This is a genomic window from Acidithiobacillus acidisediminis (assembly GCF_023277115.1).
GTDB lineage: Bacteria > Pseudomonadota > Gammaproteobacteria > Acidithiobacillales > Acidithiobacillaceae > Igneacidithiobacillus > Igneacidithiobacillus acidisediminis.
In genome coordinates this window covers 2,196,840-2,221,052 of the sequence record NZ_JALQCS010000001.1, presented here as the reverse complement: position 1 = coordinate 2,221,052, position 24,213 = coordinate 2,196,840, and the positions used below count along the sequence as shown (strand labels likewise).

Below are 24,213 nucleotides of genomic sequence, written 5' to 3'. Positions count from 1 at the left end.
GATGGGCTCACGCCGGAATGCGATATCGTCCACTTCCGCGTCGTTGGGTATGGGGCCTAGCACACGCCCCCCTCGATGATGGGTTCTACTACCAGATCGGGCAGACCACGTGCCCGTAGATGCGCAGCAATCTGTTCGGCGGTTGCCATGGCGCGTACATAACTGAAAAACAGACCGTTTTCCATCGCATGGGTCTGGATCAGCATGCCCGATGGCAGCCCGGAGAGATCTTCCGGAGAAAGCGGGGACTGGCATTGCACCACGAATTCTTCTGAGCGGACCCGCCCATCGGCATAGAGAACACGGATCGCGGTCACCCAGATGGTGGTGACCATATAGGCCAGACGCTGAAAGATCAGCAGGAATTCTGGGCCTTCCGGGTCGGACAGCGCGGCTTTCAGGGTCTGGGCATCGAAGGGGGCGTCTGGGAAGGTGCGGTCGAAAAGCATCCGGTTGGCCTCGCGGATTTTCCGCGGGTGGTTGCCGTCGTACGCCAGCGCAACACGATCTTCGAGCCAGGATTCTACCTGCCGGGACTGCAGGGCCTCATCCGGCAAAAAGAGACCAACGCGGGTATCTCCGGGCAACAATGCGATGCTCATGGCCCCGGGGATCGGTATTCCTGGGATGCTCCCTTGGGCATACCACAGCCCCAATGCCTTTTGGGTCGCCACGGGAGAGAGATGAGGGATTCCGCCAACGGCCCAGTTCCCGAAGGTCTGGTGTTTCTCGATAGCCCCCTCCATCTCCTTGAACACTTTTTCGTAAAAAGCCTGCAACCGGCCATACGGGGAAGGATTGGGTGCATGATAAAAAGGCGGTGTTGCGGAGTTTTTGCTGGACACGATTATCGATCCTCATGATGGGGAGCAAGTGGTTCGGCAGACTTTTTGTTTTCTTTTTTGACCTGGTCGTTGATGCACACCAGCGCATCGCGCAAGGCGGTTTGCAATTCTCCAAAAGTTGCGGAATCCAGATAGGAATTCCCGGTCCATTTTTGCCGTAACAACGATTTCCAGTAATTGATGCGATCTTCCAGCGGCAGCATGCGGGCTCCTTACAAAATCCAGTAGTGAACCATCCCGACCACGTCGATCAGGCAAAAAACCAGTTGGCTGGAGAGCACGGAACCCGAGCGGATTCCCCATCCGTACAGCACCCAGAGGGTGTTCGCCACGCTCCAGCCGAGAAATAGCCATTTCATGGGGGCTGCATGATCGATGGCGAGGACCAGCGCACAGAGAATGGTGATGGCGCTGGCAACCCAGCCGGAGGCGCGGATGCCGTACGACGGCTGTGATACAGAATTGCCCGCGGTGTTTTTGACTTCCTTGTCGATCGCCAGGCCTTCTGTACGCAAACTTGCCCCCTCAACACTCCGTAGCACCCGCTACGGTATAGCGCGCTGCCTCATGGATGCGGGCATGCCACGCCTATCGGTACCGGCATACAGGGGGTGGCTTTCACCGTGGTGATCGGCAGCGCCAGCACTGGTGGCTATACCCTCTCGAGACCACACGGTGGGAAGGAGGACTTTTTGAGAGACAGTACATACCTGGATGCAAGCCGCGATCTGGCGAAAATCCCAGAAACGCAGTCCGATCGCGATCTGATTGCGCTTGTGTTGTTGCAGGCGGTGGAGGAATCTTTCTGCCCCGATGGAGAAAAGGCCAGGCAGTGGCTGCGTGGCAGCTTTGCCGGGGCCCTTTTGGTGCTTCTCGACATTTCTCCACAAGCGGCGCTGGACCGTCTGGAGAAGAAGTGGTCGAGAATCGATCTGGAGGCGGTTTTCCAGACTCGTCAAGTTATTCATTAGGGTCCGGAAATCATGTGCAGAATAGAAAATTTCCCGGGGAATCTGGTTGCCGCAGCGCGAGACTCCGTTGGCGATGAGCCGATCATGCATCTGCGCGAATACTGTGATCAAGATTCATTCGAATATCTCGTAGCGGACCTTGAGTCTGCATCCGGGAGAACAGCGTTCTCGGCAACGATCGCTGCTGTACCTATGTCCTCGGGTTTTCAGGGGAAAGTCTACAGCGAGTCGATACCCGTCGTTTCCAGTATGCTGGATGCATATTCCATTGCCGGACTCTTTTCTCGGGATCTCGGTTCCATCCTGGATTTTCCTATGCACGGAGTTGAATTTTGAACACCAGCCCCGGGATATCCGTGTCTCCACCCTGTCGATGGAGATCCGTTCTGGTTTTTCTGTCTCCGCTGCTTTCTGCATTGTGCGGGGCCTCGTGGATGGCCCCCGTACATTGGCTGGGGCCAGCCCTTTCGCCTCTGATGATTTTGTTTGTTTTGCGGCAAGACCGCCGGTGGATGCGCTTTGCGGTAGCGCTATCCTATTATGCCGCAGGAAGCATTGGCCTTTTGCGCGGAGTGTCCGTGTTTTTCGGGCAGCATGCGCCGGTATGGGAAGGCGCTTTCCTCTGGCTGGGATCGGCAACCCTGCTCTCGATGGGGTGGACCTTTGCCAACCGGTCATGGAAAGCCCTGCTGGTCCTGCTCTTCGATGCACTGATTCCGCCCTTGTCGTTCTTCGACTGGCTTTCCCCATTGGCATCGCTGGGCGTGCTGTTTCCTGGTGCGGGGAACCCTGGGGCACTGGTGATTGGTCTGGTGCTTCTGGTGGTCCTTTGGTGGGAATACTCGCTTTGGACTTCTATCGCAGTCATTGCGGGACTCTGCAACCTCGCCGTGCTCGTCCAGCCTGTCGCAAAGGCTTGGCAGCCTGCCAAGGCCCCGCCAGGCTGGACCGGCGTACACCTCGATGTGGGCCCAGGCAAAGTGAGTCTGGCGTACACCCTGCAACGGCGGGTGGACATCATCCGGCAAACGCTGGCGAAGTCGAAAGGTGCAAAAGTGCTCCTGCTGCCGGAAACGTTGGAAACGGCTTGGTTGGGCAATGAGTGGCAAATCCAGCAATCCATTCCACCAGGCCAGACCTGGCTGGTCGGCTTCTCTGTGCCGCGCAAGCCCGGTCTCATGACCGACTCCATTGTGGCGCTCCGGCATAGCGGGAAGCCGCATATCCTGTTCAACTCGACCTTCCCCGTGCCGGTCTCGATGTGGCATCCGTGGTCGAGAGGTACGGGCTATGTCCGGTCGCAAAATGTTGGCTACGAAGCCGCCTGGTGGACTCCAGCGAAGAAGATTGACGGGGTGCAAACCTGGGCGTCCATCTGCTATGACCAGTTGTTGCCCTTCGTGTGGCTTGAGGGAATTGTCCAGCATCCGCAGGTGGTGTTGCTCACCAATAACGAATGGTGGGCACAGGGAACCGGTATCCCAACCATCCAGCGCAATACCGCCTGGGCGTGGGGCCGGCTTATGGGCGTGCCGGAGATCGAGGCCGAGAACGCCTGACCCATATCTGGGAATTGCTCTGCTATACCAAGGCAGAACTTTTCATGCGGGGTTTGACGTGGCAGATCGAGAAGCAAAAAGCGGAAAGAAAGACCCGGAGTGGTACCTGGCCGCCAGGCGCGAATGGATGGAGCGCTATGGCGATTATGTCGCACAAGCAAAAAACTGGCGCATGATGGCTTTTGGCGCCATTGGCATCGCGGCGATTTTCGGTGCCGGTATGGTCTATGAGGCCGACCGCGTGCACGTAGTGCCCTACGTGGTCGAGGTAGATCATCTCGGAAAAGCCGTACATCTGGCGCAGGAGGTACAGGCGGGCACTTACGATCTGCCCGTGGTGCGCCACGTCATTGCCAACTGGGTTCGTGACGTTCGTGAACGCCTGCCGGTCGTTGCCGCCGAAAAGCAGATCTACGAGTCAACCTACGACATCGTCGGCAATCGGGAAAGCCAGCAACTGACATCCTATTTCCAAAGGCACAACCCCTATTCCAACTTCTCAAAAAATGAAGGAGGAAGAACCGTGGAGATTACGTCTGTTCTGCCCGTCGGCAACTCCACGGCCAAGGGTGGCACCATGCAGGTCCAGTGGACGGAAACGCAATACAGCGCGAGCGGAAGCATAAAGTACCAGAAAGATTACGAGGGAACGGTCACATACCGGATCCAGCCGCCTTCCAGTAACCCAAAAGTCCTGAAAGTCGATCCATTCGGAATTTTCATCGTGTCCTTTACCTGGAACCAGATTCCATGACGCAGGAGAAAGTTTTTATGCGCCGTTTCCGAACTGTTGCCGTTGCGGTTTCCCTCGCCTGCCTGGGTGTCCAGGCCGCCATTGCCGGTCCATACGTTCCCTCTATTGGCACCTCTGGATCGACCGGAGCGCCTGGCAATACGGAGTCCGCCACCTCTGTCGCCCCAGTTCTTTCTGGTGCCCCAGAGAGTGGCGCACCTGCCGGCATTCCCGGGAAAGTGCCACCCGTAAAAAAGATGGCATACCTGCCGACCCCATCCACCAGCATGAATACCCCAGCAGTGCCGACCGTGAGCCAGCCGGATGTGGTGGCTACGGGGACCGACGGCTCAGCCGTCCCTCATCGGGGAAGCTCCACGGAGATCTGGGAAAAGGCCATCAAGGCCCCGCCGGAAGGGGTGATTTCCAAGCGCAGCAAACATGCCGCAGAAATTGCCCTGATGCAGGCCTATCAATCCGGGCGCATGCAAAACCTGCCCCCCATTGCCGGCACAAACGGCGAAGTGCTTTATGCCTATGGGCAGTCCTTGCCGACCCTGGTCACCGCGCCCTTGCACACCTCACTCATCGTGCTGCAGGCGGGCATGAAGCCCAATAAAGGGATTGGGCTGTCTCCGGCTTTTTGGCAGGTAAATACCTTGATGGCTGGTGATCAGCCGGAAGTCGCGGTAACCCCGAAGTTTGCCGGCCTGCATGGGGACCTCGTGATCAGCGGCACATCGGCAAGCGGCAAGCCAATGAATTATGTGATTGAGGTGGTCAGCGATGCCAATCGCTACACCCCGATGATCGGCTTTTATTACCCGGATGCCATCGTGCACACCTGGAAGGCGGATCAGGCGACAAGCCAGTCCTTCCACAAAAAAGTGGATGCGGAGACCGTGGCGCCTCTCCCCTCCATCAATGCGGCGGACCTGGACTTCCGCTGGAAGATGCGCTGCGCCGGGGGTGGATGGTTCAGCAACAGCGATTGCGGGGCCATCCTGCCGGAACGGGTCTTTGATGATGGCAAACAGACCTTCATCCAGTTCAAGCCAGGGCAGGGTAGCCAGGGCGGCATTCCGTCGATTCTGGCAGAAAACGCTGCCGGACAAAACGCCATCATCAACACCCAGTTTCGCGATGGTTATTACATTGTCGATGGTGTACCGCCAAAGATCCTGCTGATTGCCGGTAAAGGCGATTCCGGCAAGGTGGTGAAAATCGTGCACGAGGGGAACTGATTCATGGCCGACAACAGCACTCCAACAGGAGAAGGTGGCGGCAAAAAGGTGCGCGGGTCTATTGTCCCAGACAAAAAAAGACTCGGCGCACACCTGAAATCCGGCAAAATCGCTGCAGCAACGGTCATGGCGGTTGCCACCATTGGTGGTATTGGGTTTCTGGCAGTCAAATATCTGCCAACCTTTTCTGGTGGCAGTGAAACGCAGACCATGCAACCACATCGGGCGCCGGATGTCGCGCCACCACCGAAACAAAACCCAGGCCTGGCCGCTCCAGAAGCGCCGGTTACGAGTCCGGTTGCTTCTGGCGCTTCCACCCCAGCCGAATCCGGAGCAACGCCATCCACGGTAGCCCCGCAGACTGCGCCGCAACCCGCCCAGCCTGCGACTCCCAGCCCGCAGCAACAGGCATTCGAAGCCGCCATTGGCGGTGGCGGTGGCACGGGCGGGAGTACGCTTTCCTGGGGCAACGGGCAACAACAGGCAGCAACAGCCGTGGCACAATCCATCCTGTCCAATCCCGATCAGGAACTGGCAATGGCCAAGTCCATTGCCCTGATGACCGGAAAGGCAAAGAAAAAGGGGTCCGTGTACGATACACACCTGGTGCGCAAGGAAGTCAGTCCGTATGAACTCCTGCAGGGTTCCGTCATCCCCGCATTGCTGACCACGGGCATCAAGTCCGATATCTCCGGGCAGGTGACCGCGGTAGTCGACCACCCGGTCTACAACAGCCTGAATGGGGCTTATGTGCTAATTCCAGCGGGCAGCAAGCTCGTTGGAACCTATGCGTCTGGCGCAGCCATGGGACAGGACCGGGTAGGCGTCATGTGGACGCGCATCGAGTTTCCGAATGGGACGTACATCCAGCTTGGGAAAATGGAGGGCAGTTCGCCGCGGGGCTATGCGGGCTTCAAGGATCTGGTGAACAACCATACCTGGGAAATCTTCAAGAACGCGCTCCTGCTGTCCTTCATCGACGTGGGCATGTCGATTGCGAGCCCGACCAGCACATCCACCAATACCACAGGGGTGACGGGTAACCAGGCATTGCAGGATGGTGAGCAGGCCCTGGCGCAGACCTTTGGGCAGGCGGAGGCGCAAATGTTCCAGAAGTACATCAACATCGCGCCAACCATCACCATCCGTCCCGGCTACGCCTTCAACGTGGTGGTAACCCAGGATTTGGTATTCCCAGGTCCCTACGTACACGGTGCGGACTTTGTCGGCACGACGGCCAGCGGCGAGCCTGCTGCCCCAACGGAACTCGATCCCTATGGAGGATAAACCTTGAAGATCCGCATCATTCCACGACTTCGCCGCGACCAGATTGCCGAGCGCTATCGCGATGCCCCGCAGGAACGCTCGGCGCGGGTTTCCCACATGCTGGAAACCCTCTCCATGCAGGACTTGACGCACATGGGCTTGCGGCGGGCGAACCGCGAGGTGCCAGACCCGCCTTACGAACCCTTTGCCATCTGGCTCTCCTGGGAAGCGGCGCAAAAAATCGCACAACTGCCAGAACACACCAGTGTCTCTGCCATTGTGCAAAACATCCTGCGGCACGATCCAGACCGCCCTGTCCATTGAGGAGATTTCCCCTATGACGCACATCATCACGTTTGCCAACCAGAAGGGTGGCGTGGGCAAGACGACCCTCGCCGTGCACATGGCCATCCTGGCCCATGAACTTGGCCTCAACACCCTGCTGGTCGATCTGGACCAGCAGGGTAGTTCGACTTTTCTGGTCTCTGGAGACGGGGACCTGCACAAGACGAGCGAGGGAACGGTGCTGGACCTCTGGGACGACAGCAAGCCCGCACCACTGCAAAGGTCCGCCATTTTCGGTTTCGACTTTCTGCAGGCTTCCTATCTCCTGGATGCCGTGGACAACGACATGAAGGAAGCCATCCGGGTACTGGGCAAGCTCCGGCACCTGGATAGCGGCCAGGGGCTTTATGATGTGGTGGTCATCGACTGCCCGCCGGCCCCCAATGTCCGGCAGATGGCCCCCATGTTCATCACCAATTCCCTGGTCGTCCCGGTCACCCCGGATGCGTTGGGCACCCAAGGGCTTTCCTCCATGATGGATCTCTGTCTGGGGGAAGTGATCCAGTTGAACAGCGAACTGTCCGTGCGTGTGCTCATCAACCGCCTGAAAGGGAACTCCACCAAAAACTGGGCCATTGCCAAAGACCTGCAAAGCAATCTCGCCCAGATCGTCATGCCACAGATCCTGTTCGAACGCGAGGATGTACGCAGCGCCTTGCGCATCGGCAAACCCTACTGGGCCGCCTGCCGGGACAAGGAACAGCAGGATGCCTGGTATCAGGCTTTTTACAGCCTGTTGCGGAACCTGTCCGATACCGCGGAAAGCCAAGGGGAAGAAGCCGATGGGGGGGAGGACCCAAGCCCCGAAGAAGCGGATGCCATTCTGGAAGCGCAGGAGGCACGCCGTGGGACCTTTGACGCGCCTGTGGAAGCAGAGGAAACGGCAAGAGAGGCTGGTAGTCTGGACGAATCGCCCGATTCTGGCGAACCGGCTTCCGGCGAACCGGATTCTGGTGAGGGCCCCCAGGTTCCCGTGGAAGGGAAGGATGAGGACGATTTGTTGACCGAATTGGCTGGCGAGTTGGGCTCGGAAGCGTCATCTTCGGACACATTCGATCCAGACGACACAGACGACGGAGAAGGGGGTGCTGCGTGAACGCCAAAGTCAAGCCAAGTCTCCTGGCCGGAATCGATCTGGAGTCCATGCGTAGCATCACCCGGGAGGCCCTGGGGAAGAAACCGGCCCCTGCTCCCGCGGCAGATCCCGCTGCAGACCTGGTGGCCTTGCGGCTGCCTCTCGATCTGGTGGAGCCGGACCCAGACCAGCCGCGACGCAGCATGGAGGCAGGCGAGTCTGGTCAAAGCCTGGAGGAACTGGCGGAAAGCATTCTCCAGTACGGGATTTTGCAGCCGATCACGGTACAGGCCATGGACAATGGCCGTTACCAGATCGTTTCCGGCGAACGGCGCTGGCGTGCGGCAAGAATAGCCAGAGACGCCGGGAGACCGTGTGCGCGCAAGGAATACGACCTCACGCGCATTCCCGCCGTAGTACAGCCCAAAGTGGATGGCAGCCAGCGGCTCGAAATGCAGTTGGTCGAAAACCTGGCGCGGGAAGATATGCGCATCGAGGACATTGGCGCCGCGATCCGCGCCCTGCTCGATAGCGAAGGGCTTTCCAAGGAAGAGCTATCCAAACGGCTGGGGCGCAGCCGCGGGTGGATCAATGTCGTGCTGGCCAGAACCAGCGAAGAAGCAAAGCTGCTTGCCAAGCGCCTGGATACGGACCTGGACCGGGTATCCAGCGCAGAGATCAGCCGGCTGTTGACCTGGATGGAAAACGGCCGGGACGACTGGCTGGATGAATTGACCTCACGGCTTCGGGACGGGTACCACATTACCCGATCGCTGTTGATGGATATCGAAGCGCAGAAAATCCGTGAGGAAAATGCTTTTTCTACGGTGGATTTGCGGGAGCCCACATTGCAGGAGCCTGCGTTGCAGGAGCCCGCATTGCGGGAACCCGCAGCGACCCTGGGTGCTTCGAGCATACCTTCTGAAAGTGCGGGAGGGCAAATGGGTACCGATGGCGGAATGCGGTCAGCCGCCGGTTCCCCAGATGGTTCCCGGGCTGTCGGTGAGCCGGTTACTGGTGCGTCTGTATCTGACTCGCAAGTGCCCGTTGGCGAGTTATTGTCTGACAAGCCAGAGCCCGCTGAGCCAGAGCCTGCCAAGGCAAATCCTGGCACACCAGAAGATGGATGGAGTCCGCAGACGGAGCCAGAATCGGCAGACGTTGCGGCGCATCCCATCGTCACAGAAACCGAATCAGAAACCGATACGGTTTTCGAACCGGAAACCGTGCCTGAAACCGAACAGGAAGGCACGGATGAGGAGGAAATCCATCCTGGATACGATGTCGACGATTCCGAGACCACCATGGAAGAAGAAGCGTCTGGAGCCATTGCGCCACAGGAAGACAAGCCTATCCGCATTGCCTTACCGGAGTCGGTCTGGCGGATCCTTCTGGATCGGGCGGGCATTGCCGGGCCGGTGACCGAGGAAAACGTACGGATGGCGATTCTGTCCTGAAAAAAATCAGTCTGTTGGCAGATTCTTCTTGAATTCGCAAAACTTCAGATATTCTTCGACAGGGATCTCGACTGTCGAGAACCGGTGCCCACAGATTTCACAGACCCGACGGCGGCAAACCCTGCCGTCTTCTTTTTTTCGTGATTCCACAACCTTTGTTTCTTCGTGTTGACAATCCATTTCAGCACATCTTCCGGAACCAAAAAACATTTTGCCAAAAAAGCCCGCAATTGTATGAATAAAATAAAGACGTATACTAGATAATAAAGTTGTATACTAAAAAATAAAGATGTAGACTCGATATTAAAGATCTATACTCATCCCCAGGTGAAGCGTAAAATTTCAATTGGAGGTGGAGGCTCATGTCAAAAGGTTCTCGTAGATCCGAGTCAGGAGCCATTGCGCGCCGTCTGAAAGAAGGACGTGGCCAAGGCAGTGAGAAAAGCTATAAACCGTGGCTCACCGTGCGCGACGTACCTTCTCGGGGCTTGTCTGTCCGTATAAAAGGCCGAAAAACGGGCCGTGTGCACCACTTGCTCTCCCAGTTGGAGTTGAGCTACTTCCTCATGCTGGATGATATACGAGCCAGTTGTGTTATGGACATTCGTGAGCAATTTCCTTTGACCCCCATCGAGACGACGCTTGAGATCGCGGATATGTTGAGCATCCCTCACCCCAAAGATCCTAAAACCGGGGAGCCTATCGTGATGACAACCGACTTTCTGGTCATTGTCACGTCTGCCGACGGAGAGCGGCGATTGGCTCGCACGCTGAAGCCATCAGCCGATCTTGGTTCTCCGCGAGTCATTGAAAAATTTGAAATTGAGCGGATATATTGGGAGACTCAGGGAGTAGACTGGGGCATCGTTACCGAACGCGAAATACCTCAATCATTGGTGGGGAACTTAAGAAGCCTTCAGGGTTGTTGGGATACAGACAATCTACCAGCGGTTGCCGTACCCCAAATAGAACGGATTGAGGCAGAACTCCACAGAGCATTATCCGATAAGTCGATACCACTATTCCAAGCGGCGTTAGATTGTGATGGGCGGTTAGGTTTTGAAAATGGCACCAGTCTGGCAGTGGCTAAATATCTGATAGCTACGAGGCGCTGGGATATCGATCTGCATCAACCGATCAAGACTGAGGAAAACCTACATATTCTCATACGCGGGCACGGGTCAACGGAAATGGCTCCGGGGGGATAGGGTATGTCGAACCTTTCGGTGGGTATGATCGTGGAGTGGATCAGTGAACAAGAGGACTCCACGCCTCTGGTGGAACGCATTCTTTGGGTGAACCCAACCGCAACCGACCTGGTCAGCATCCAATTGGATGAACCGCTCGCCCTCCCCGTCTGGAAAAGGTTGGCGGATATAGAGGAGGCGCTAGCTAACGGTTCTGCCATCATTCGGGTAGCGGATCCTTATGCGCATAGATTGCACCCGCCGGAGTCTTTTCTCCTCAAGCATAGACAGCGTCGCGATGCTGCCTGGAAGGTCATAGAAGATATGGTGAGCCGCGTACCGGATATTTACGATGAGACGATCCGTGGCGGCTTGGTAGCTGACGCGGCAAATCAGCACTCCGTTCACAAGATGACGGTCTATAAATATCTTCGCAGGTTCTGGTGGGGTGGTATGGTGAAAAATGCCCTTCTGCCGAGCTACGAACGCAGTGGAGGACCAGGCAAAGAAAAATCTGCCAATAGTGCATCTAAGCGGGGGCGACCAACAAAGGCGACGGTGTTGCGGGATGCCCCGCCGGGAATTAATGTCGATGACAGCATCCGTAGAATATTTTCAGTAGCCTTTCGCCTTTATGTTGATACCAATAAAGCCCCTACACTGAAGCGCGCATATTCCCTAATGCTGAGCAATTATTTCAATGTTGGCTTTGAAGTAAAGGGAGGCGTACGTGTACCCGTTTTACCGCCCTCTCACCAGTTACCCACATTGGAGCAATTCCGATACTGGTACAAGAAACAGCAGGACATCGAAGCTTCGTTTACCAAGAGAGAGGGCGCGAGACGCTTTGCGCTCAAGCGGCGCCCTGTGCTGGGTAGTTCCACGAAAATGGCTTTTGGCCCGGGTTCCATATACCAAATCGATGCTACCATAGCGGACGTATACTTGGTGAGCGGCTTGAATCGGTCTCAAATTATTGGCCGTCCAGTAGTGTATGTTGTTATCGATGTCCTGAGTCGCATGATCACCGGACTGTATGTGGGGCTTGAAGGACCGAGCTGGTTAGGTGCGATGATGGCGTTAGCTAATGCGGCGAGCGATAAAAAGGCGTTTTGCAGCAAATATGGAATCTCCATATCGGATGAGGACTGGCCGTGCAAGAATCTTCCTATGGAGATCCTTGCGGATCGCGGCGAATTACTGAGTAGGCACGCCGATGAACTGACAGATTCGTTAAACATTACGGTGGCGAATGCGCCGCCCTTTCGTGCCGACTGGAAGGGTATAGTGGAGCAGCAGTTCCGAATTGCCAATGAACGAGTGATCCATTGGGTACCTGGGGCCGTGCGGCGTGTCGCAAGAGAACGTGGTGATCTGGACTATCGTTTAGACGCAAAACTGGATCTTAACGCGTTCACAGAAATTATGATCTATAATACGCTGAGTTATAATAAAATGCACTGGATGGAATGGTATCGCCATGATGAATTTCAAATTCAGTCCGCGGTGGATCCTTTTCCGCGCACCCTCTGGAACTGGGGAATTGAGCATCGTAGCGGATTCTTACGAACCCGACCTCAGGAGGCCGTGTTGCTGGCCCTAATGCCAAGAGGCGAAGCCTCCGTAACCCATTTAGGCATCAAATGGCAGGGATTATATTACACCAGCGAGATCGCTATTCGCGAACAATGGTTCATACGTGCAAGGGCGACGCGCACATGGAAGGTTTCGGTGGCGTATGATCCAAGAAATATTGAGATGATCTATATTGTTCAGCCCAAAGGCGGTATTGAAGCTTGCCACCTACTGGAGAAGAATCAGGACTTCGCGGGGTATATGGTTGAGGAAGTGCAGGACTACGTGGCGGATCGCAAGCTCCGAAAAGCGGAGATCAAAACGGATATTCTGCAAGAACGGGCTGAGTTTATGGCCCAAGTAGATGCGGTTGTGACAGCGCAGGAAAATCTGACTGAGGGTGCTGTGTCCACTGACCAGAGCAACCATAAGCGTGTAAAGGATATCCGTCAGAATCGACGGGAAGAACGAGAACGTGTCCGGAAGGCGGAAGCATGGGAACTAGCGGAACACCCTGGTACACCAAGGAAAATCGGCGGCGGTTCGCAGTCAAATGCAAGCGCTTCTTCGAGTACGGTTGAGTCGCGCAAAAGAGGGTTTTTAAATATCCTGAAGCAAACGCGGAAGAGCGATTAAACGGAGGGCTCCGCGTTCGCTCAGGTGGGCCGTACCAATCCCAGTTCCTGGTACAGGTACTTGTGCGGGAAGTGCTCAGAAACGGATCGGTCTGCAAAACGCGTGTTTACCAGCGAAGCTGGCGGCGGTACCCAGTTCTTCCTCGATCCGCAGCAACTGGTTGTATTTGGCCACCCGTTCGCCACGCGCCGGAGCACCCGACTTCAGATGCCCGGTATCCAGGGCGACGGTGAGGTCGGCGATGAAATCATCGGTGGTTTCGCCGGAGCGATGCGAGACAAAGGCCCCCCAGCCGTGATATTGCGCCAGCCGTGTGGCGGTGATGGTCTCGGTCACCGTACCGATCTGATTGAGTTTGATGAGGGTGGCGTTGGCAATATTGTCTTCCATGGCGCGGGCGATGATTTTGGGGTTGGTGCAGAAAATATCGTCGCCGACCAGTTCGATGACGCCGCCGAGCCTTTCATTCAGCAACTTCCAGCTCTCCCAGTCGTTTTCGGCGAGACCATCTTCGAGCAGGACCACAGGGTAGTTACGGACGATCTCTTCGTAGTAGGCCACCATTTCGGCACTGCTGATGGCACGCTTCTCGGTGCGTAGCTGGTAGGTGCCATCCTTGAAGAACTCCGAGGAGGCGGGGTCGATGGCGATGCCGGCGTCCCGGCCTGGTTCAAAGCCCGCCTTACGGATGGCGTCCAGCAACAAATCATAGGATTCATGGTTGGAGGATACCATCGGCGCAAAACCGCCTTCATCACCGATGCCGACCGAGAGATGTTTTCCCAGCAGAACAGATTGCAGGGCATGGTAGATTTCCGCCCCCCAGCGCAGGGCTTCACGGAAATTGCCGGCACCGTAGGGTACCAGCATGCATTCCTGGAAGTCGGCGCCTTGCCAGTGGGCATGCACGCCACCATTGAGCACATTGAAGCAGGGGACGGGCAGACGGGTGGCACCGGGGCCGCCCAGATAGGCATAGAGGGGCAGATCGCTGTAATCAGCGGCAGCACGGGCACAGGCCATGGAAACGCCGAGCAGGGCATTGGCGCCCAGCCGACTTTTGTTCTCAGTGCCGTCCAGGCCGATGAGGGTGTCGTCGATGGCCTTTTGTTCCCGGACATCCAGATCCTGCAGGTCCGGGGCGATGATTTCTTCAATGTTCCGAATGACTTTTTCTACACCCTTGCCGCCATAGCGGTGAGCATCGCCGTCGCGCAGCTCGACGGCTTCCTTGCTGCCGGTGGAGGCGCCGGAAGGTGCTGCCGCGCGGGCGCGGGTTCCATCGACCAGAAATACTTCCACTTCCACCGTGGGATTCCCTCGTGAGTCCAAAATTTCGCGGGCGATGATGTCTTCAATACGGCTGTCCATAAATGCTCCTGTCTCGCCGATTTTGCGTGGCGCAACTATCGGTAGTAAACGAGAAAAATTAGTAGGGTGTCAAACATGGGTTAATTGAGGTAGGTCAACTGCACTGTGAATCTCGCGCAGCATGTCATCATCACTAATCTATGGAAACCCAGTTCCGAAAAGCACTCGAACGTGCGAGTAACGGCACAACTGAATGAAGCACTATATGTTAATTGTAACACGTTATTTTAAATTACTTTTTTACTGCTTGACCCGGCCATCACTCTTTACTACCATAAGCAATTCGAGTGGCGATGGAGTCCGCCCAATAACCGCCTTTATAGGCTAATGACTGCTACTGATCCTGACCGCAAGGTCGGGCGGTGGGGAGTTGGAAGCCATATAAAGGGGAAGGCATGCTCGGCGATATCGTCTTGCAGTGTGGACAAGTCTTGACGGTGTTTTTGTTATCACCGCTCTTGCACGGCTTCATGGTCACCATGGAAGAGCGCGTTCAGCGCGGACAGGGTCCTTCCATTTTCCAGCCCTATCGGGATCTCTGGAAACTTTTCCACAAAACTCTGCTGATACCGGAATCTGCGTCCTGGGTGTTTTTCTGGGCGCCGGTGGTGGCTTTTACCGCCATGCTCATCGTGCCGATGCTGATTCCGGTGCTGACCAATTTCCCCCTGCCCCTGTCCGATATGGGGGATATCCTCGGTGGCGGACTCATCCTGACCCTTGGTGGCTTTTTCATCCTGCTGGCCGGGCTGGATACGGGTCAGCCCTTCGGTGGACTGGGTTCCAGCCGCGCGGTGATGCTCGCCATCCTCGCCGAACCAACCCTGATCCTAGTCTTTGTGGGTATCACTTTTCTCGATCACTCCATGCTGCCCTTCGTCGCCAATCACCTGCTGGCGCAGCATCCGGTAGCCTACTGGAGCCCGGCGCATATCTTTCTGATCTTCGCTTTTTTCATCCTGCTGACGGTGGAAACGGACCGCCTGCCCATCCACTCCACCATCCCTTACGAGATTTACATGATCGACGAGGCGCGGATTCTGGAGTATTCCGGGCCATTGCTGGCCCTGCTGAAGTGGGCAAGCTGGATGAAGCAGTTTTTGCTCTACACCATTTTTCTCAACGTCTTTTTCTTTCCGTGGGGATTGTCCACGACGGGCAGCCTGGGTTCGGTGCTGCTCGCCTTGCTTATCATACTGGCCAAATATGGCGCGGTGGGGCTGGTGATGGTGGCCGTGGACACGCTGCAGTCGCGACTACGCTTCTACCGTTATCAGGAGCCGCTGGCGCTGTCCTTTCTCTTTGCCGTGCTGGCCATCGTGGCTGATCAGCTTTAGGAGGGTGCGATGCTGATCTTTCATCTGGGTCCCCTGGCCGCTTCCCTGTTCAGTCTGCTGGCGATTCTGGCGCTGGTGCTGTCCTTCGTGATGCTGGCATCCCATTGGCTGAAGAATCATGTTTATGCTTTTGCGGCGGAATCCTGGACCATCGCGGCCATTTCCGCCTCCATCGGCTATTACGGGCATTATCCAGAACTCTACATCATCGCTGTTCTGACGGCGATTTTTCGCGGGACCATGCTCCCTTATCTGGTGCTGCGACTGGTCAACCGGCTGGATATTCAACGCGAGTTCACCCCGCTGCTCAAGCCTTCCTCCAGCATGGTCCTCGGCGCGGCGCTGGTGATTTTTTCCTATGAAGTCGCAAGACAACTAGGAGTGGCGCTACACCTGACCGACAATATCGCGGTGTTGGCCCTGACCTGCATGTTCAGCCTCAAACTCATCGGCTTTTTGATGATGATCCTGCGCTCCGAGGCCATCAGCCATATTCTGGGGCTGCTGGTGATTGAGAACGGCATTTTTCTCGGCTCGCAGATTCTGGTGCCTGGCATGCCGGACCTCCTGGAGCTGGTGATCATTTTCGATCTGCTGATCATTGTCATGGCCTTCGGCATGCTGGTGCGCCTCCTCAAAGTACACGCCGGAACCACCAGCAGCCGCGGCCTGCAAAAGCTGGTGGGCTGAGATGGTGAATTTCGACGCACTCATCGCAGCACTGTGGATCATACCCGCAGTGGCCATCCTGCTGATGCTGGCGATCCGCCGTCCACACTGGGCGGAGTACATCAACTTCGGCAACTCCGTCGTAGTTTTCGGACTCACCCTGGCGATGCTGGTGGCGGTGCCCGACAAGACGCTGGTGACCGGTGCCCAGTTGATCCTGCTCACCCCGCTGGGGGCCTGGGTACTGTTTTGCGTGGGTCTGGTCTATCTGCTGGCATCCATTTATGCCATTGGCTACATGCGCCTGCTGCCGGAAGAAAAACCCCGGCTCCATAAGTATTATGCCTTGCAAGCGAGTTTTGCCCTGACCATGCTGATCGCGCCGCTGATGAACAACCCCGGGATCTTCTGGATTGCCATCGACTTCACCACCATCGTCAGCGCCTTTCTGGTGGGCTTTGAGCGCGAGGCGGAGTGTATCGAGGCGGCGTGGAAGTATCTGATCATCGTTTCCGCGGGTCTGGCGTTGGCGCTGCTCGGCATCATTCTCTTCTACTGGGGTGGCACCTTTACCTTAGGACCGACCTATGCCCTGACCTGGGCTAATCTACGGGAAGTGGCGCCGCAGGTGCCGGAGACGCTGCTCTTTCTCGCCTTTCTGCTCACCCTGGTGGGCTTCGGCACCAAGGTGGGTCTGGCACCCATGCACACCTGGCTGCCCGATGCCCACAGCGAAGGCCCGGCGCCGGTTTCCGCCATGCTTTCCGGGGCGTTGCTGAATATCGCCCTGCTCGGCATCTACCGGTTTCTGTCCATCGTCGATAGCGGTGGTTATAGCGTGATGGGGCATACGGCACTGCTGGTGCTGGGCGTCATTTCACTCTTCATCGCCGGAATGTTCATCGTCCGGCAGGATGGGGCCAAGCGCATGCTCGCCTATTCCTCCCTGGAACACATGGGAGTGCTGGCCATCGGCTTCGGTTTCGGCGGTCCCCTGGCCTTCGCCGGGGCCATGTATCACATGATCAACCATTCCCTGACCAAATCCATGATGTTTTTCGGCGCTGGCAACATGATGCGCGCCTATGGCACCAAGTCCATGAGCCAGATGCGACGGGTATTGCGTTATTACCCGGTCAGTGGCGCGCTCTGGCTGCTGGGGGCGGTAGCGATTACCGGAGCGCCGCCTTTCGGGCTTTTCCTCTCGGAAATCACCATTCTGCGCGGCGGCATCCTGAGTGCCAATCCGTGGGCCGTGTGGCTGATGGCGACTCTGCTGATCCTTATTTTTATTGCCTTCATGAACCACTTCCGGCGCATGATCTGGGGGCCGGAACCGGAGCCCGGCGCGGCCCCAACCCTCAGGCTGTCCGTCTGGAATACCCTGCCCATGTGGCTGGCCTTTGTACCGATTCTGGTACTTGGGCTGTGGTGGCCGGAAGGGCTGTGGCATTTCTTTCAGCAGGCTTTTCGGGTGCAACCATGAGTGCGGCCATGACCTATAACGATTGCGAACGGCGCCAGATATCGGCAGCGGAGCTCACGGCGGTCGCCACCGACTGCATAGCCGCCGGGATGCGCTTTCAGATGGCCTGGCATGACTGGGAGGATGGTGTCTGTCTTGTGCGCTATCTGATCAGCCAAGGCAACCGGGCACCTTTTCTGCTGTTGGAGTTGCGTGCGGAGGAAACCTGGCCGTCCCTGGCCGCCGTCGCCCCCCTGCTCGGCTGGTATGAGCGGGAGATGCAGGATCTCGGTGGTCTGACCTTTACGGGGCATCCTGAGCCCTATCCCCTGGTGATTCACGAGGGATTTTCGCTGCCGCGCCCGCCGCTGGGGCGGGAGGGGCCGGAAGGCCACCTCAGCGGTGCGTATGCACCACCCACCATGCCGGAAGTGCGGGGAGACCAGGTGCAAGATCTCTACTGGGGGCCAATACGGGCCGATGTGGTGGAGACGGGGGAATTTCACTTCTCTTACATCGGCGAGGCCATCCTCCACTACCATCCCCGGCTGTTCTTCAAACATCGCGGGATGGAAGCACGCTTTGCCGGTCAACCGGCAGACGCCGCCGTTTTCCTGGCGGAGCGGGTGTCGGGCGTCGGTAGTGTCTGCCATGCCCTGGCCTATTGTCAGGCCGTGGAGTCCGCCTGGGGTATCGAAGTACCCGCGCGAGCACAACTGCTGCGGGTGATTCTTGCGGAGTTGGAGCGCCTCTACAATCACTTCCACTATTTCGGCCTGCTGGCGAAGACGACGACGCTGAAAGTGGGCTCGGCGACGGGCTTTCTGCTGGAGGAGCGGGTGAAGCAGGTGGCCGCGCAATTGACCGGGTCGCGATTCCTGCGCAGCCTGCTGACCATAGGCGGGTTGCGCCGGGACCTCCGGGCAGAACACCTGGCGAGTGCGCTGGAGCACATTGTCAACGAGGGTGAAGCCTATCTGACCCGCCTGCACCAAACCGCCAGCCATCTCGACCGCCTGATGGGCACCGGAATTTTATCGAAGGAAGCCGCCTTTGATCAGGGGGCTACCGGGCCGGTGGCCCGTGCCTCCGGACTGGACCGGGACCTGCGCCGCGACCATCCCTACGCCGCCTACAGCCACCTGCGCTTTAATGTGCCGGTGCGCGAAAAGGGCGACGCCATGGCCCGCAGCGAGGTTCGCGCGGAATCCCTGCGCGAGGCTATCGCCCTGCTGATGCAGGCCTCCGGACGCCTCAAGGTGGGTCCGGTGCGCGCTGAATACACCGTGCCACAGGGACAGCAGGAAGGCCTGGGCTGGACGGAAACGCCGCGCGGCTCGCTGTATTACAGCGTGCGGATCCGCGATGGCCGTCTCGAACGAGTGAAGATCAAATCACCCTCATTTTCCAACTGGCGGGTGTTCCCGCTCACGGTGCATGGCACCAACATGATGGACTACGCCATCAATGAGGCCAGTTTTGGCCTCACCATCGCCGGTTGCGACCGTTAGGAGGACAAAATGCCGGTATGGACCTGGACAGGATTAAAAGCGGGTAAAGCCGCGACCCGCTGGCCGCAGCGCGGTCCCGACGGGCAGGAGGGCGTGCTGGGTATGCCGCGCTGGGACCCGGCTGCCTGTCGCAGCGACTGCAATACTTGCGCCGCCGCCTGCCCCACGGGCGCTATCACCGTCGCCAACGGCACAGTGGTGGTCGATTACGGGCGCTGCATCGTCTGTCAGCGCTGCGTGGAGGATTGTCCGGAAGGGGCGATGACCAGCTCTTATGACTGGGCCTTCGGCGTGCGGCGGCGCGAAGACCTGATCTGGACTGCGGCACTGGATGGCCCCGAAGGACAGCAACTGGGCACGCGGGTGGCACGGAGCCTGCGCCGCAGCCTGCACATTCGTCATGTGGATGCGGGCTCCTGCAATGGCTGCGAGTCCGAGATCAGCGCCCTCGACAATCCGTTCTACAACCTCCATCGGTTGGGCATATTTTTTACCCCATCGCCGCGCTTTGCGGATTTACTCATGGTGACGGGTCCGGTAACGGCGCCCATGCGCGAACCGCTGCTGGCCACCTGGGAGGCGATGCCGGAACCGCGCATGGTGCTCGCGACGGGCACCTGCGCGGTCTCTGGTGCGCCCATGGACGGTGGCTACGCGGGTGGCTCTGGACTGAATGAACTTTTGCCGGTGGATGTCTGGCTGCCGGGCTGCCCGCCCAATCCAGCGGCACTTATTCATGCACTGCTCCTGCTGCTGGAACGGATGCCGCAACGGGTTCAGGGAGGCCATTATGGTGCTGGATAGTTTTTGCATCGCTGCTCTGCTCCTGGTTCTGACCATTGCCCTCGGTGTGCTGCGGCAGGGCTGGCTGGCGCGGATCACCCTGATTGTGGGTACACTGGCGATGCTGATTGGCAACGCCTCCTGCCTGCCGGACGGTTCGGCGACCGGGGCGCTGTGGTCGCTGGGCGATATTGCCGTGACCTGGCAGCTCCAGCCCGCTGCGGCCTGGCTGCTGTTCTGGGGTGGACTGGCGGCGCTGGCGGCCTTTCTCTCCCCCAGTCGCGCCAAAAACCCCACCATCTGGATGGCCGGCGCGGCCGTTGCCCTGCTGGGCAGTCTCGGCGTTGCCGGTTTGCAGGAGGGTGTCTCTTTTCTGATGGCCTGGGAGTTTTTGAGTTTCGGCGGCGCGGTCATGCTCCTCGCCGATGGCCTGCAGGAAACTCAACGCGGCGGGCAGGCCAGTCTCTATATGCTGGCCCTGTTGGAAATCGGCGCGGTGGCGTTGTTGCTCTGCCTAGTGCTGCTCGGCGCGAGCGATACGCAGTTTGCCGTCTGGGCAGCGAGCTGGTCCACTTATGGCACGGCGGCCTTCGGAGTGGCGGTGCTGTTTATCATCGGCTTCGGCGCCAAGCTCGGTATTCTGCCCTTTTACGAATGGTATCCGGGAGCCTATGGCAGCGGTAGCGGCGCTTCCGGGGCACTGCTTTCCGGCATTGTGCTGAACGTCGCGTATTTCGCCCTGGGACGGGCCATGCTCGACTGGTTGCCGGTCAGCGCCGCCACCGGTGTGGGCATTCTGCTGGTGGCCCTGGGGACGGTATCCGCCATCCTCGCTATTCTCTACGCCTTTCAACAGGAAGACTGGCGACGCCTGCTGGCATTTTCTACGGCGGAAAATGCGGGGCTGGCGGTGGTCGCGCTGGGTGCCGCCTCCCTGTTCCGGGCCGACGGCCTGTCCATGCTGACGACTCTGGCCTGGACGGTAGGCCTGATTCATCTCGGCGGCCATAGTCTGGCCAAGGGTGCCATGATGCTCAGCGCCGATCGGGTGGCGGCGGTGCGCGGCAACTATCAGATCGCGCAGAGCCGGGTACTGGCCCTCGCCCCTTGGACTTTAGGCATCGGCGCCCTGTTCGGGGCCATGAGTCTCGCCGCCATGCCGCCCATGGCGGGTTTTGCCAGCGAATGGTACCTCTTTCAAACCGTGTTTCAGGATTTCCATCTGACTTCTTCTGCCGCCCGGGTAGCGCTGGCGCTGAGCGGTGCTGGCCTGGCCCTGACCGCTGCCATTGCCCTGGCGACCATGGTCAAAGTCTTCGGCATCGGCCTGCTGGGACGGGAGGAAAACCCGACCGAAGTCACGGGCCGCTGGCCGCTTCTGGGTCTGGGTCTTTTGGTGCTGGCCTATGCCGTGGCGCTGCCATGGACATTAGCGGCACTGGTCCGGGACGGCTGGCCCGCCGTTCCCGCCGCTGTGGCCGCCATGGTGCGCGGCCCGATACTGGTGCCATTGACTCCTCATTTCGCCTTTATTTCGCCCCCTTTGTTGCTGCTCATGGGAGTATTACTGGCACTGATTCCCCTGGGTTTGCTGGGCTGGAGCCAGCGCTGTCACGGCCGCCGCCGGGTACCCGTATGGGGTCACGGTCTGCGCCGGATACCGGCGGACAATGCGGTGACTGCGCTGGCTTTTTCCAATGCACTGCGGGAATTTTATAGCTTTGTGTACCGGCCCAGCACCAATACCGAAAAAAGCCATACGGACCGCCATTATTTCGTTCATGAGGTGCACTTCAATTACAGTCAGGCCCCCGTCTTTGGACCCTGGTTGTTTCGCCCGGCAGTACGCCTGGTGCAGAATCTCAGCGACCGGATTGGTCTGACCTTGCAAAACGGCTCACTCAACGCCTATCTCGCTTATATCGGGATACTGTTGATCGTCATTCTGGGCAGCGTCTTTTATTTGTAATAGGAAGGAGTAATGATGTTCGCAACATTCGGATATGTTACTTTTTTTGCCCTGATTGGCGTCTGGGCACGCTATGGTCAAAATTTGCTGGTGCAGACCGTGTTTGGCCGTGGTTTTCCATGGGCGATTCTGAGTATCAATGTGATGGGTTGTTTTCTCATGGGGTTTCTGTTTTTTGAGACCTTGGATCGTATCTCTGTGAGTCCAGAATTACGCACAGGCATACTTACTGGCGGATTAGGTACCTACACCACTTTTTCAACTTTTTCTGTGGAAACACTGGTACTTTTTGAAAATGGCGAGCCGGCTAAGGGCCTGATCTATGTATTTTCGACAATGATTTTATGTCTGGGTGCGACATTTGCCGGGGCATGGATTTCGCGCAGTATTTGAGAGGTGAGTCATGACAACCGTATCTGTAGTACGTATTTACATTAAAGAAGGCGATAAACATGAAGGGCATAATCTTATGCAAGATATTTTCCGCATGCTCCACGATCAGTACAAGGTGCATGGTGTTACCGCCTTTCGCGGTATCGCGGGTTTTGGTAACAAAGGCGAGGTTTATGCTGATGACATTATGCATTTCAACGTCCATCTGCCGCTGGTGCTGGAATTTTTTGATGAACCAGAGACGGTGGACATCGTGATGCCGCACCTGCGGGAAATGGTGCCACCGGGCCATATTCTGCGCTGGGAAGCCGATTGCGGTTGCGAATGAACCATCATTACTGCCCGCTCTGTTATGCGGAAATACCCATCGGCTCGATCATCTGCCCGACCTGCGGGCAAGATGTTGAGAGCTGGGAACGCCACATACCGTACTACGACCGGTTGATTTGGGCGCTGAAAAATCCCCATTCCGAGGTGCGAATGGGGGCCATTCTCAGCTTGCAGAATCACAGACGTGCCGGTGCGGCAGGGCCGCTGGCGGAATGCGCCATGAACTGGCCTATTGATGTGGTGCAGGGAATGGCCGTTGTCGAGGCCATAGCCAAGCTGCCGGACGGCGCCGAGAAAACCGCTGCCTTACGGCAATTACAGCAACATGAAGCCCATGCAATACGCGTTGCTGCAGGAGAACTGCTGGCAAAGAAGGGAGCAGATCACTATGGCCATTCGACTTAAACAGTCAGTGGATGCACTGGCAGAGCGCGTCGTCCGTAAAGCCAGTGAATACCCGCGTATCGGCGTAGCGCTGTGGATATGCCACAACGGATCAGCCCATGTTGTGCCTTTGAAGGATTCCGTACTGTCCGGCCCAGGCTTTGCTGGACCCTGCCTGTTGATTGGTCATTATCGGACACCTTGTGAACCTGAAAATATTGTCGAAGATATTGAGTGGGTAGTACGTGCTGTCCGCATGGGACGGCTACATTAGAATCACGGGGAGCACTTTATAAAATGCGTATCAGAAGGCTCGTACTGGATGTCGATAAGGCTTTTGCTCAGCCCAGTCTGTTCGATATTGCCGCCGCTATCGAAAAAGTCAGCGGTGTGGAGGGTTTTAATATTTCGGTGGAAGAAGTCGATCAGGAAACGGTCGGCACACTGATCAATGTGGAAGGTGACAATATCGATTACGCCGGTCTGCTTGCGGCCATCGAAAAAAGTGGTGCTGCCGTGCATGGTGTCGAGGAAATTGTCGTCGGTGATCGCATGGTCGATTACCGGCGACGGGCCAGCAAATGAAAATATCGCGCCGGGAGATATTTCCCATAGTGCTCGGTCTTGCCGACGGAACCTGCACGGCGCTCGTACTCGCCAGTCAAAAGATGATGACGGGCGGCATCGACGTCTGGCAGGCCTTTCGTATTGGCATTATTACCTCTGCATCGGGCTTCCTGCCCTTATGGGTAGCGGAATACGCCGGGCTGCGTAATGATCTGGTACGCATGGCGAAGCAACTGAATATGGCTTCTGCCCATGCGCTGCAAAAAAGCGACCTGGGCCTGCAAACCTTGCGTAACTCCTGGTTTATGGCGAGCCTTGCTACCGCCAGCAGTTTCGGCGGGGCGGCGATACCGCTGACGCTGGCCGTAATCTTTCCGAGGTGGATTTATCTGCCACTTTTTGTTGCCAATCTCACCCTGATGGGTGTAGGTCTGGTACTCGGTTACTGGGTACAAGGCGCGCGCTGGAAGTGGGCACTGGGCCTGATGGGTATTGGCAATGTGCTGGCGGTGCTGGGCTACAAGGTGGGTTTCTCATGATC

General features: G+C 57.5%; 28 protein-coding genes and 1 riboswitch. Of the genes, 23 read left to right on the top strand and 5 right to left on the bottom strand.

Annotation, left to right across the window (positions count from 1 at the left end):
• Positions 1-56: 56 nt before the first annotated feature.
• Genes M5D89_RS11160 through M5D89_RS11150 form a run of 3 tightly spaced genes read right to left on the bottom strand, consistent with a single transcriptional unit; the run spans position 57 to position 1,360 of the window.
• The gene (locus M5D89_RS11160) at positions 57-845 is read right to left on the bottom strand and encodes a hypothetical protein (protein ID WP_248885877.1); all 789 of its coding nucleotides are present in this window, start codon (positions 843-845) and stop codon (positions 57-59) included.
• 2 nt (positions 846-847) lie between these two features.
• Positions 848-1,048 (bottom strand): hypothetical protein, encoded by a 201-nt coding sequence (locus M5D89_RS11155; protein WP_248885876.1) that lies wholly within the window; start codon positions 1,046-1,048, stop codon positions 848-850.
• Between the two features lie 9 nt (positions 1,049-1,057).
• Complete coding sequence (locus M5D89_RS11150; protein ID WP_248885875.1) at positions 1,058-1,360, bottom strand: hypothetical protein; 303 nt, start codon at positions 1,358-1,360, stop codon at positions 1,058-1,060.
• Positions 1,361-1,537: 177 nt separating this feature from the next.
• On the opposite strand from M5D89_RS11150, the gene M5D89_RS11145 reads away from it, so the two are divergent.
• The 9 genes from M5D89_RS11145 to M5D89_RS11105 all read left to right on the top strand — a co-directional run bounded on the left by M5D89_RS11145 (position 1,538) and on the right by M5D89_RS11105 (position 9,495).
• On the top strand, positions 1,538-1,816 hold the full coding sequence (locus M5D89_RS11145) for a hypothetical protein (RefSeq protein WP_248885874.1): 279 nt from the start codon (positions 1,538-1,540) through the stop codon (positions 1,814-1,816).
• A 12-nt stretch (positions 1,817-1,828) separates the two neighbouring features.
• Positions 1,829-2,152 (top strand): hypothetical protein, encoded by a 324-nt coding sequence (locus M5D89_RS11140; protein WP_248885873.1) that lies wholly within the window; start codon positions 1,829-1,831, stop codon positions 2,150-2,152.
• Between the two features lie 98 nt (positions 2,153-2,250).
• Entirely contained in the window at positions 2,251-3,375 is a 1,125-nt protein-coding gene (locus M5D89_RS11135; protein ID WP_248885872.1) for a carbon-nitrogen hydrolase family protein, read from the top strand.
• A gap of 58 nt (positions 3,376-3,433) precedes the next feature.
• On the top strand, positions 3,434-4,129 hold the full coding sequence (locus M5D89_RS11130; RefSeq protein WP_248885871.1) for a VirB8/TrbF family protein: 696 nt from the start codon (positions 3,434-3,436) through the stop codon (positions 4,127-4,129).
• Positions 4,130-4,146: 17 nt separating this feature from the next.
• A complete protein-coding gene (locus M5D89_RS11125) occupies positions 4,147-5,352 on the top strand; it encodes a TrbG/VirB9 family P-type conjugative transfer protein (RefSeq protein WP_248885870.1) in 1,206 nt (401 codons plus the stop codon).
• Positions 5,353-5,355: 3 nt separating this feature from the next.
• On the top strand, positions 5,356-6,639 hold the full coding sequence (locus tag M5D89_RS11120) for a TraB/TrbI/VirB10 family type IV secretion system protein (protein ID WP_248885869.1): 1,284 nt from the start codon (positions 5,356-5,358) through the stop codon (positions 6,637-6,639).
• Between the two features lie 3 nt (positions 6,640-6,642).
• Positions 6,643-6,942, top strand: coding sequence for a hypothetical protein (locus M5D89_RS11115; protein WP_248885868.1), 300 nt, complete (start codon positions 6,643-6,645; stop codon positions 6,940-6,942).
• Between the two features lie 13 nt (positions 6,943-6,955).
• On the top strand, positions 6,956-8,059 hold the full coding sequence (locus M5D89_RS11110; protein WP_248885867.1) for a ParA family protein: 1,104 nt from the start codon (positions 6,956-6,958) through the stop codon (positions 8,057-8,059).
• Positions 8,056-9,495 (top strand): ParB/RepB/Spo0J family partition protein, encoded by a 1,440-nt coding sequence (locus M5D89_RS11105; RefSeq protein ID WP_248885866.1) that lies wholly within the window; start codon positions 8,056-8,058, stop codon positions 9,493-9,495. Before M5D89_RS11110 ends, M5D89_RS11105 begins: the two co-directional genes overlap by 4 nt.
• Before the next feature lie 6 nt (positions 9,496-9,501).
• On the opposite strand, the gene M5D89_RS14490 is transcribed toward M5D89_RS11105, so the two are convergent.
• Positions 9,502-9,675, bottom strand: a complete 174-nt coding sequence (locus tag M5D89_RS14490) for an NrdR family transcriptional regulator (RefSeq protein WP_431307165.1) — start codon at positions 9,673-9,675, stop codon at positions 9,502-9,504.
• 182 nt (positions 9,676-9,857) lie between these two features.
• On the opposite strand from M5D89_RS14490, the gene M5D89_RS11100 reads away from it, so the two are divergent.
• Positions 9,858-10,703, top strand: a complete 846-nt coding sequence (locus M5D89_RS11100; protein WP_248885865.1) for a TnsA endonuclease N-terminal domain-containing protein — start codon at positions 9,858-9,860, stop codon at positions 10,701-10,703.
• A gap of 3 nt (positions 10,704-10,706) precedes the next feature.
• Positions 10,707-12,893: a Mu transposase C-terminal domain-containing protein gene (locus tag M5D89_RS11095; RefSeq protein ID WP_248885864.1), complete on the top strand. Its 2,187-nt coding sequence runs from the start codon at positions 10,707-10,709 to the stop codon at positions 12,891-12,893.
• Positions 12,894-12,968: 75 nt separating this feature from the next.
• Here M5D89_RS11095 and eno read toward each other — a convergent pair whose 3' ends face one another.
• Entirely contained in the window at positions 12,969-14,264 is a 1,296-nt protein-coding gene (gene eno / locus M5D89_RS11090; RefSeq protein WP_248885863.1) for a phosphopyruvate hydratase, read from the bottom strand.
• A gap of 280 nt (positions 14,265-14,544) precedes the next feature.
• Positions 14,545-14,608: riboswitch (Fluoride riboswitch) on the top strand.
• Positions 14,609-14,659: 51 nt separating this feature from the next.
• Here eno and M5D89_RS11085 point away from each other — a divergent pair.
• From M5D89_RS11085 to M5D89_RS11030, 12 genes are read left to right on the top strand one after another with little or no spacing between them, the layout of a single operon-like run.
• Positions 14,660-15,601, top strand: a complete 942-nt coding sequence (locus M5D89_RS11085) for a respiratory chain complex I subunit 1 family protein (protein ID WP_248885862.1) — start codon at positions 14,660-14,662, stop codon at positions 15,599-15,601.
• 9 nt (positions 15,602-15,610) lie between these two features.
• On the top strand, positions 15,611-16,291 hold the full coding sequence (locus M5D89_RS11080) for a hydrogenase (RefSeq protein WP_248885861.1): 681 nt from the start codon (positions 15,611-15,613) through the stop codon (positions 16,289-16,291).
• 1 nt (position 16,292) lies between these two features.
• On the top strand, positions 16,293-17,756 hold the full coding sequence (locus M5D89_RS11075) for a proton-conducting transporter transmembrane domain-containing protein (protein ID WP_248885860.1): 1,464 nt from the start codon (positions 16,293-16,295) through the stop codon (positions 17,754-17,756).
• An 8-nt stretch (positions 17,757-17,764) separates the two neighbouring features.
• Positions 17,765-19,246 (top strand): hydrogenase large subunit, encoded by a 1,482-nt coding sequence (locus M5D89_RS11070; protein WP_248885859.1) that lies wholly within the window; start codon positions 17,765-17,767, stop codon positions 19,244-19,246.
• A gap of 9 nt (positions 19,247-19,255) precedes the next feature.
• Complete coding sequence (locus M5D89_RS11065; protein WP_248885858.1) at positions 19,256-20,050, top strand: NADH-quinone oxidoreductase subunit B family protein; 795 nt, start codon at positions 19,256-19,258, stop codon at positions 20,048-20,050.
• On the top strand, positions 20,037-21,998 hold the full coding sequence (locus tag M5D89_RS11060; protein WP_248885857.1) for a proton-conducting transporter transmembrane domain-containing protein: 1,962 nt from the start codon (positions 20,037-20,039) through the stop codon (positions 21,996-21,998). Before M5D89_RS11065 ends, M5D89_RS11060 begins: the two co-directional genes overlap by 14 nt.
• A 15-nt stretch (positions 21,999-22,013) precedes the next feature.
• Positions 22,014-22,391, top strand: a complete 378-nt coding sequence (locus tag M5D89_RS11055) for a fluoride efflux transporter FluC (RefSeq protein WP_248886469.1) — start codon at positions 22,014-22,016, stop codon at positions 22,389-22,391.
• Between the two features lie 10 nt (positions 22,392-22,401).
• Positions 22,402-22,719: a DUF190 domain-containing protein gene (locus M5D89_RS11050; protein ID WP_064220307.1), complete on the top strand. Its 318-nt coding sequence runs from the start codon at positions 22,402-22,404 to the stop codon at positions 22,717-22,719.
• Positions 22,716-23,126, top strand: coding sequence for a HEAT repeat domain-containing protein (locus tag M5D89_RS11045; protein ID WP_064220306.1), 411 nt, complete (start codon positions 22,716-22,718; stop codon positions 23,124-23,126). The genes M5D89_RS11050 and M5D89_RS11045 overlap by 4 nt, the downstream gene beginning before the upstream one ends.
• Positions 23,110-23,379, top strand: a complete 270-nt coding sequence (locus M5D89_RS11040; protein WP_064220305.1) for a hypothetical protein — start codon at positions 23,110-23,112, stop codon at positions 23,377-23,379. The genes M5D89_RS11045 and M5D89_RS11040 overlap by 17 nt, the downstream gene beginning before the upstream one ends.
• Before the next feature lie 23 nt (positions 23,380-23,402).
• Complete coding sequence (locus M5D89_RS11035; RefSeq protein ID WP_038471914.1) at positions 23,403-23,690, top strand: DUF211 domain-containing protein; 288 nt, start codon at positions 23,403-23,405, stop codon at positions 23,688-23,690.
• A complete protein-coding gene (locus M5D89_RS11030) occupies positions 23,687-24,211 on the top strand; it encodes a hypothetical protein (RefSeq protein ID WP_248885856.1) in 525 nt (174 codons plus the stop codon). Before M5D89_RS11035 ends, M5D89_RS11030 begins: the two co-directional genes overlap by 4 nt.
• Positions 24,212-24,213: the final 2 nt, after the last annotated feature.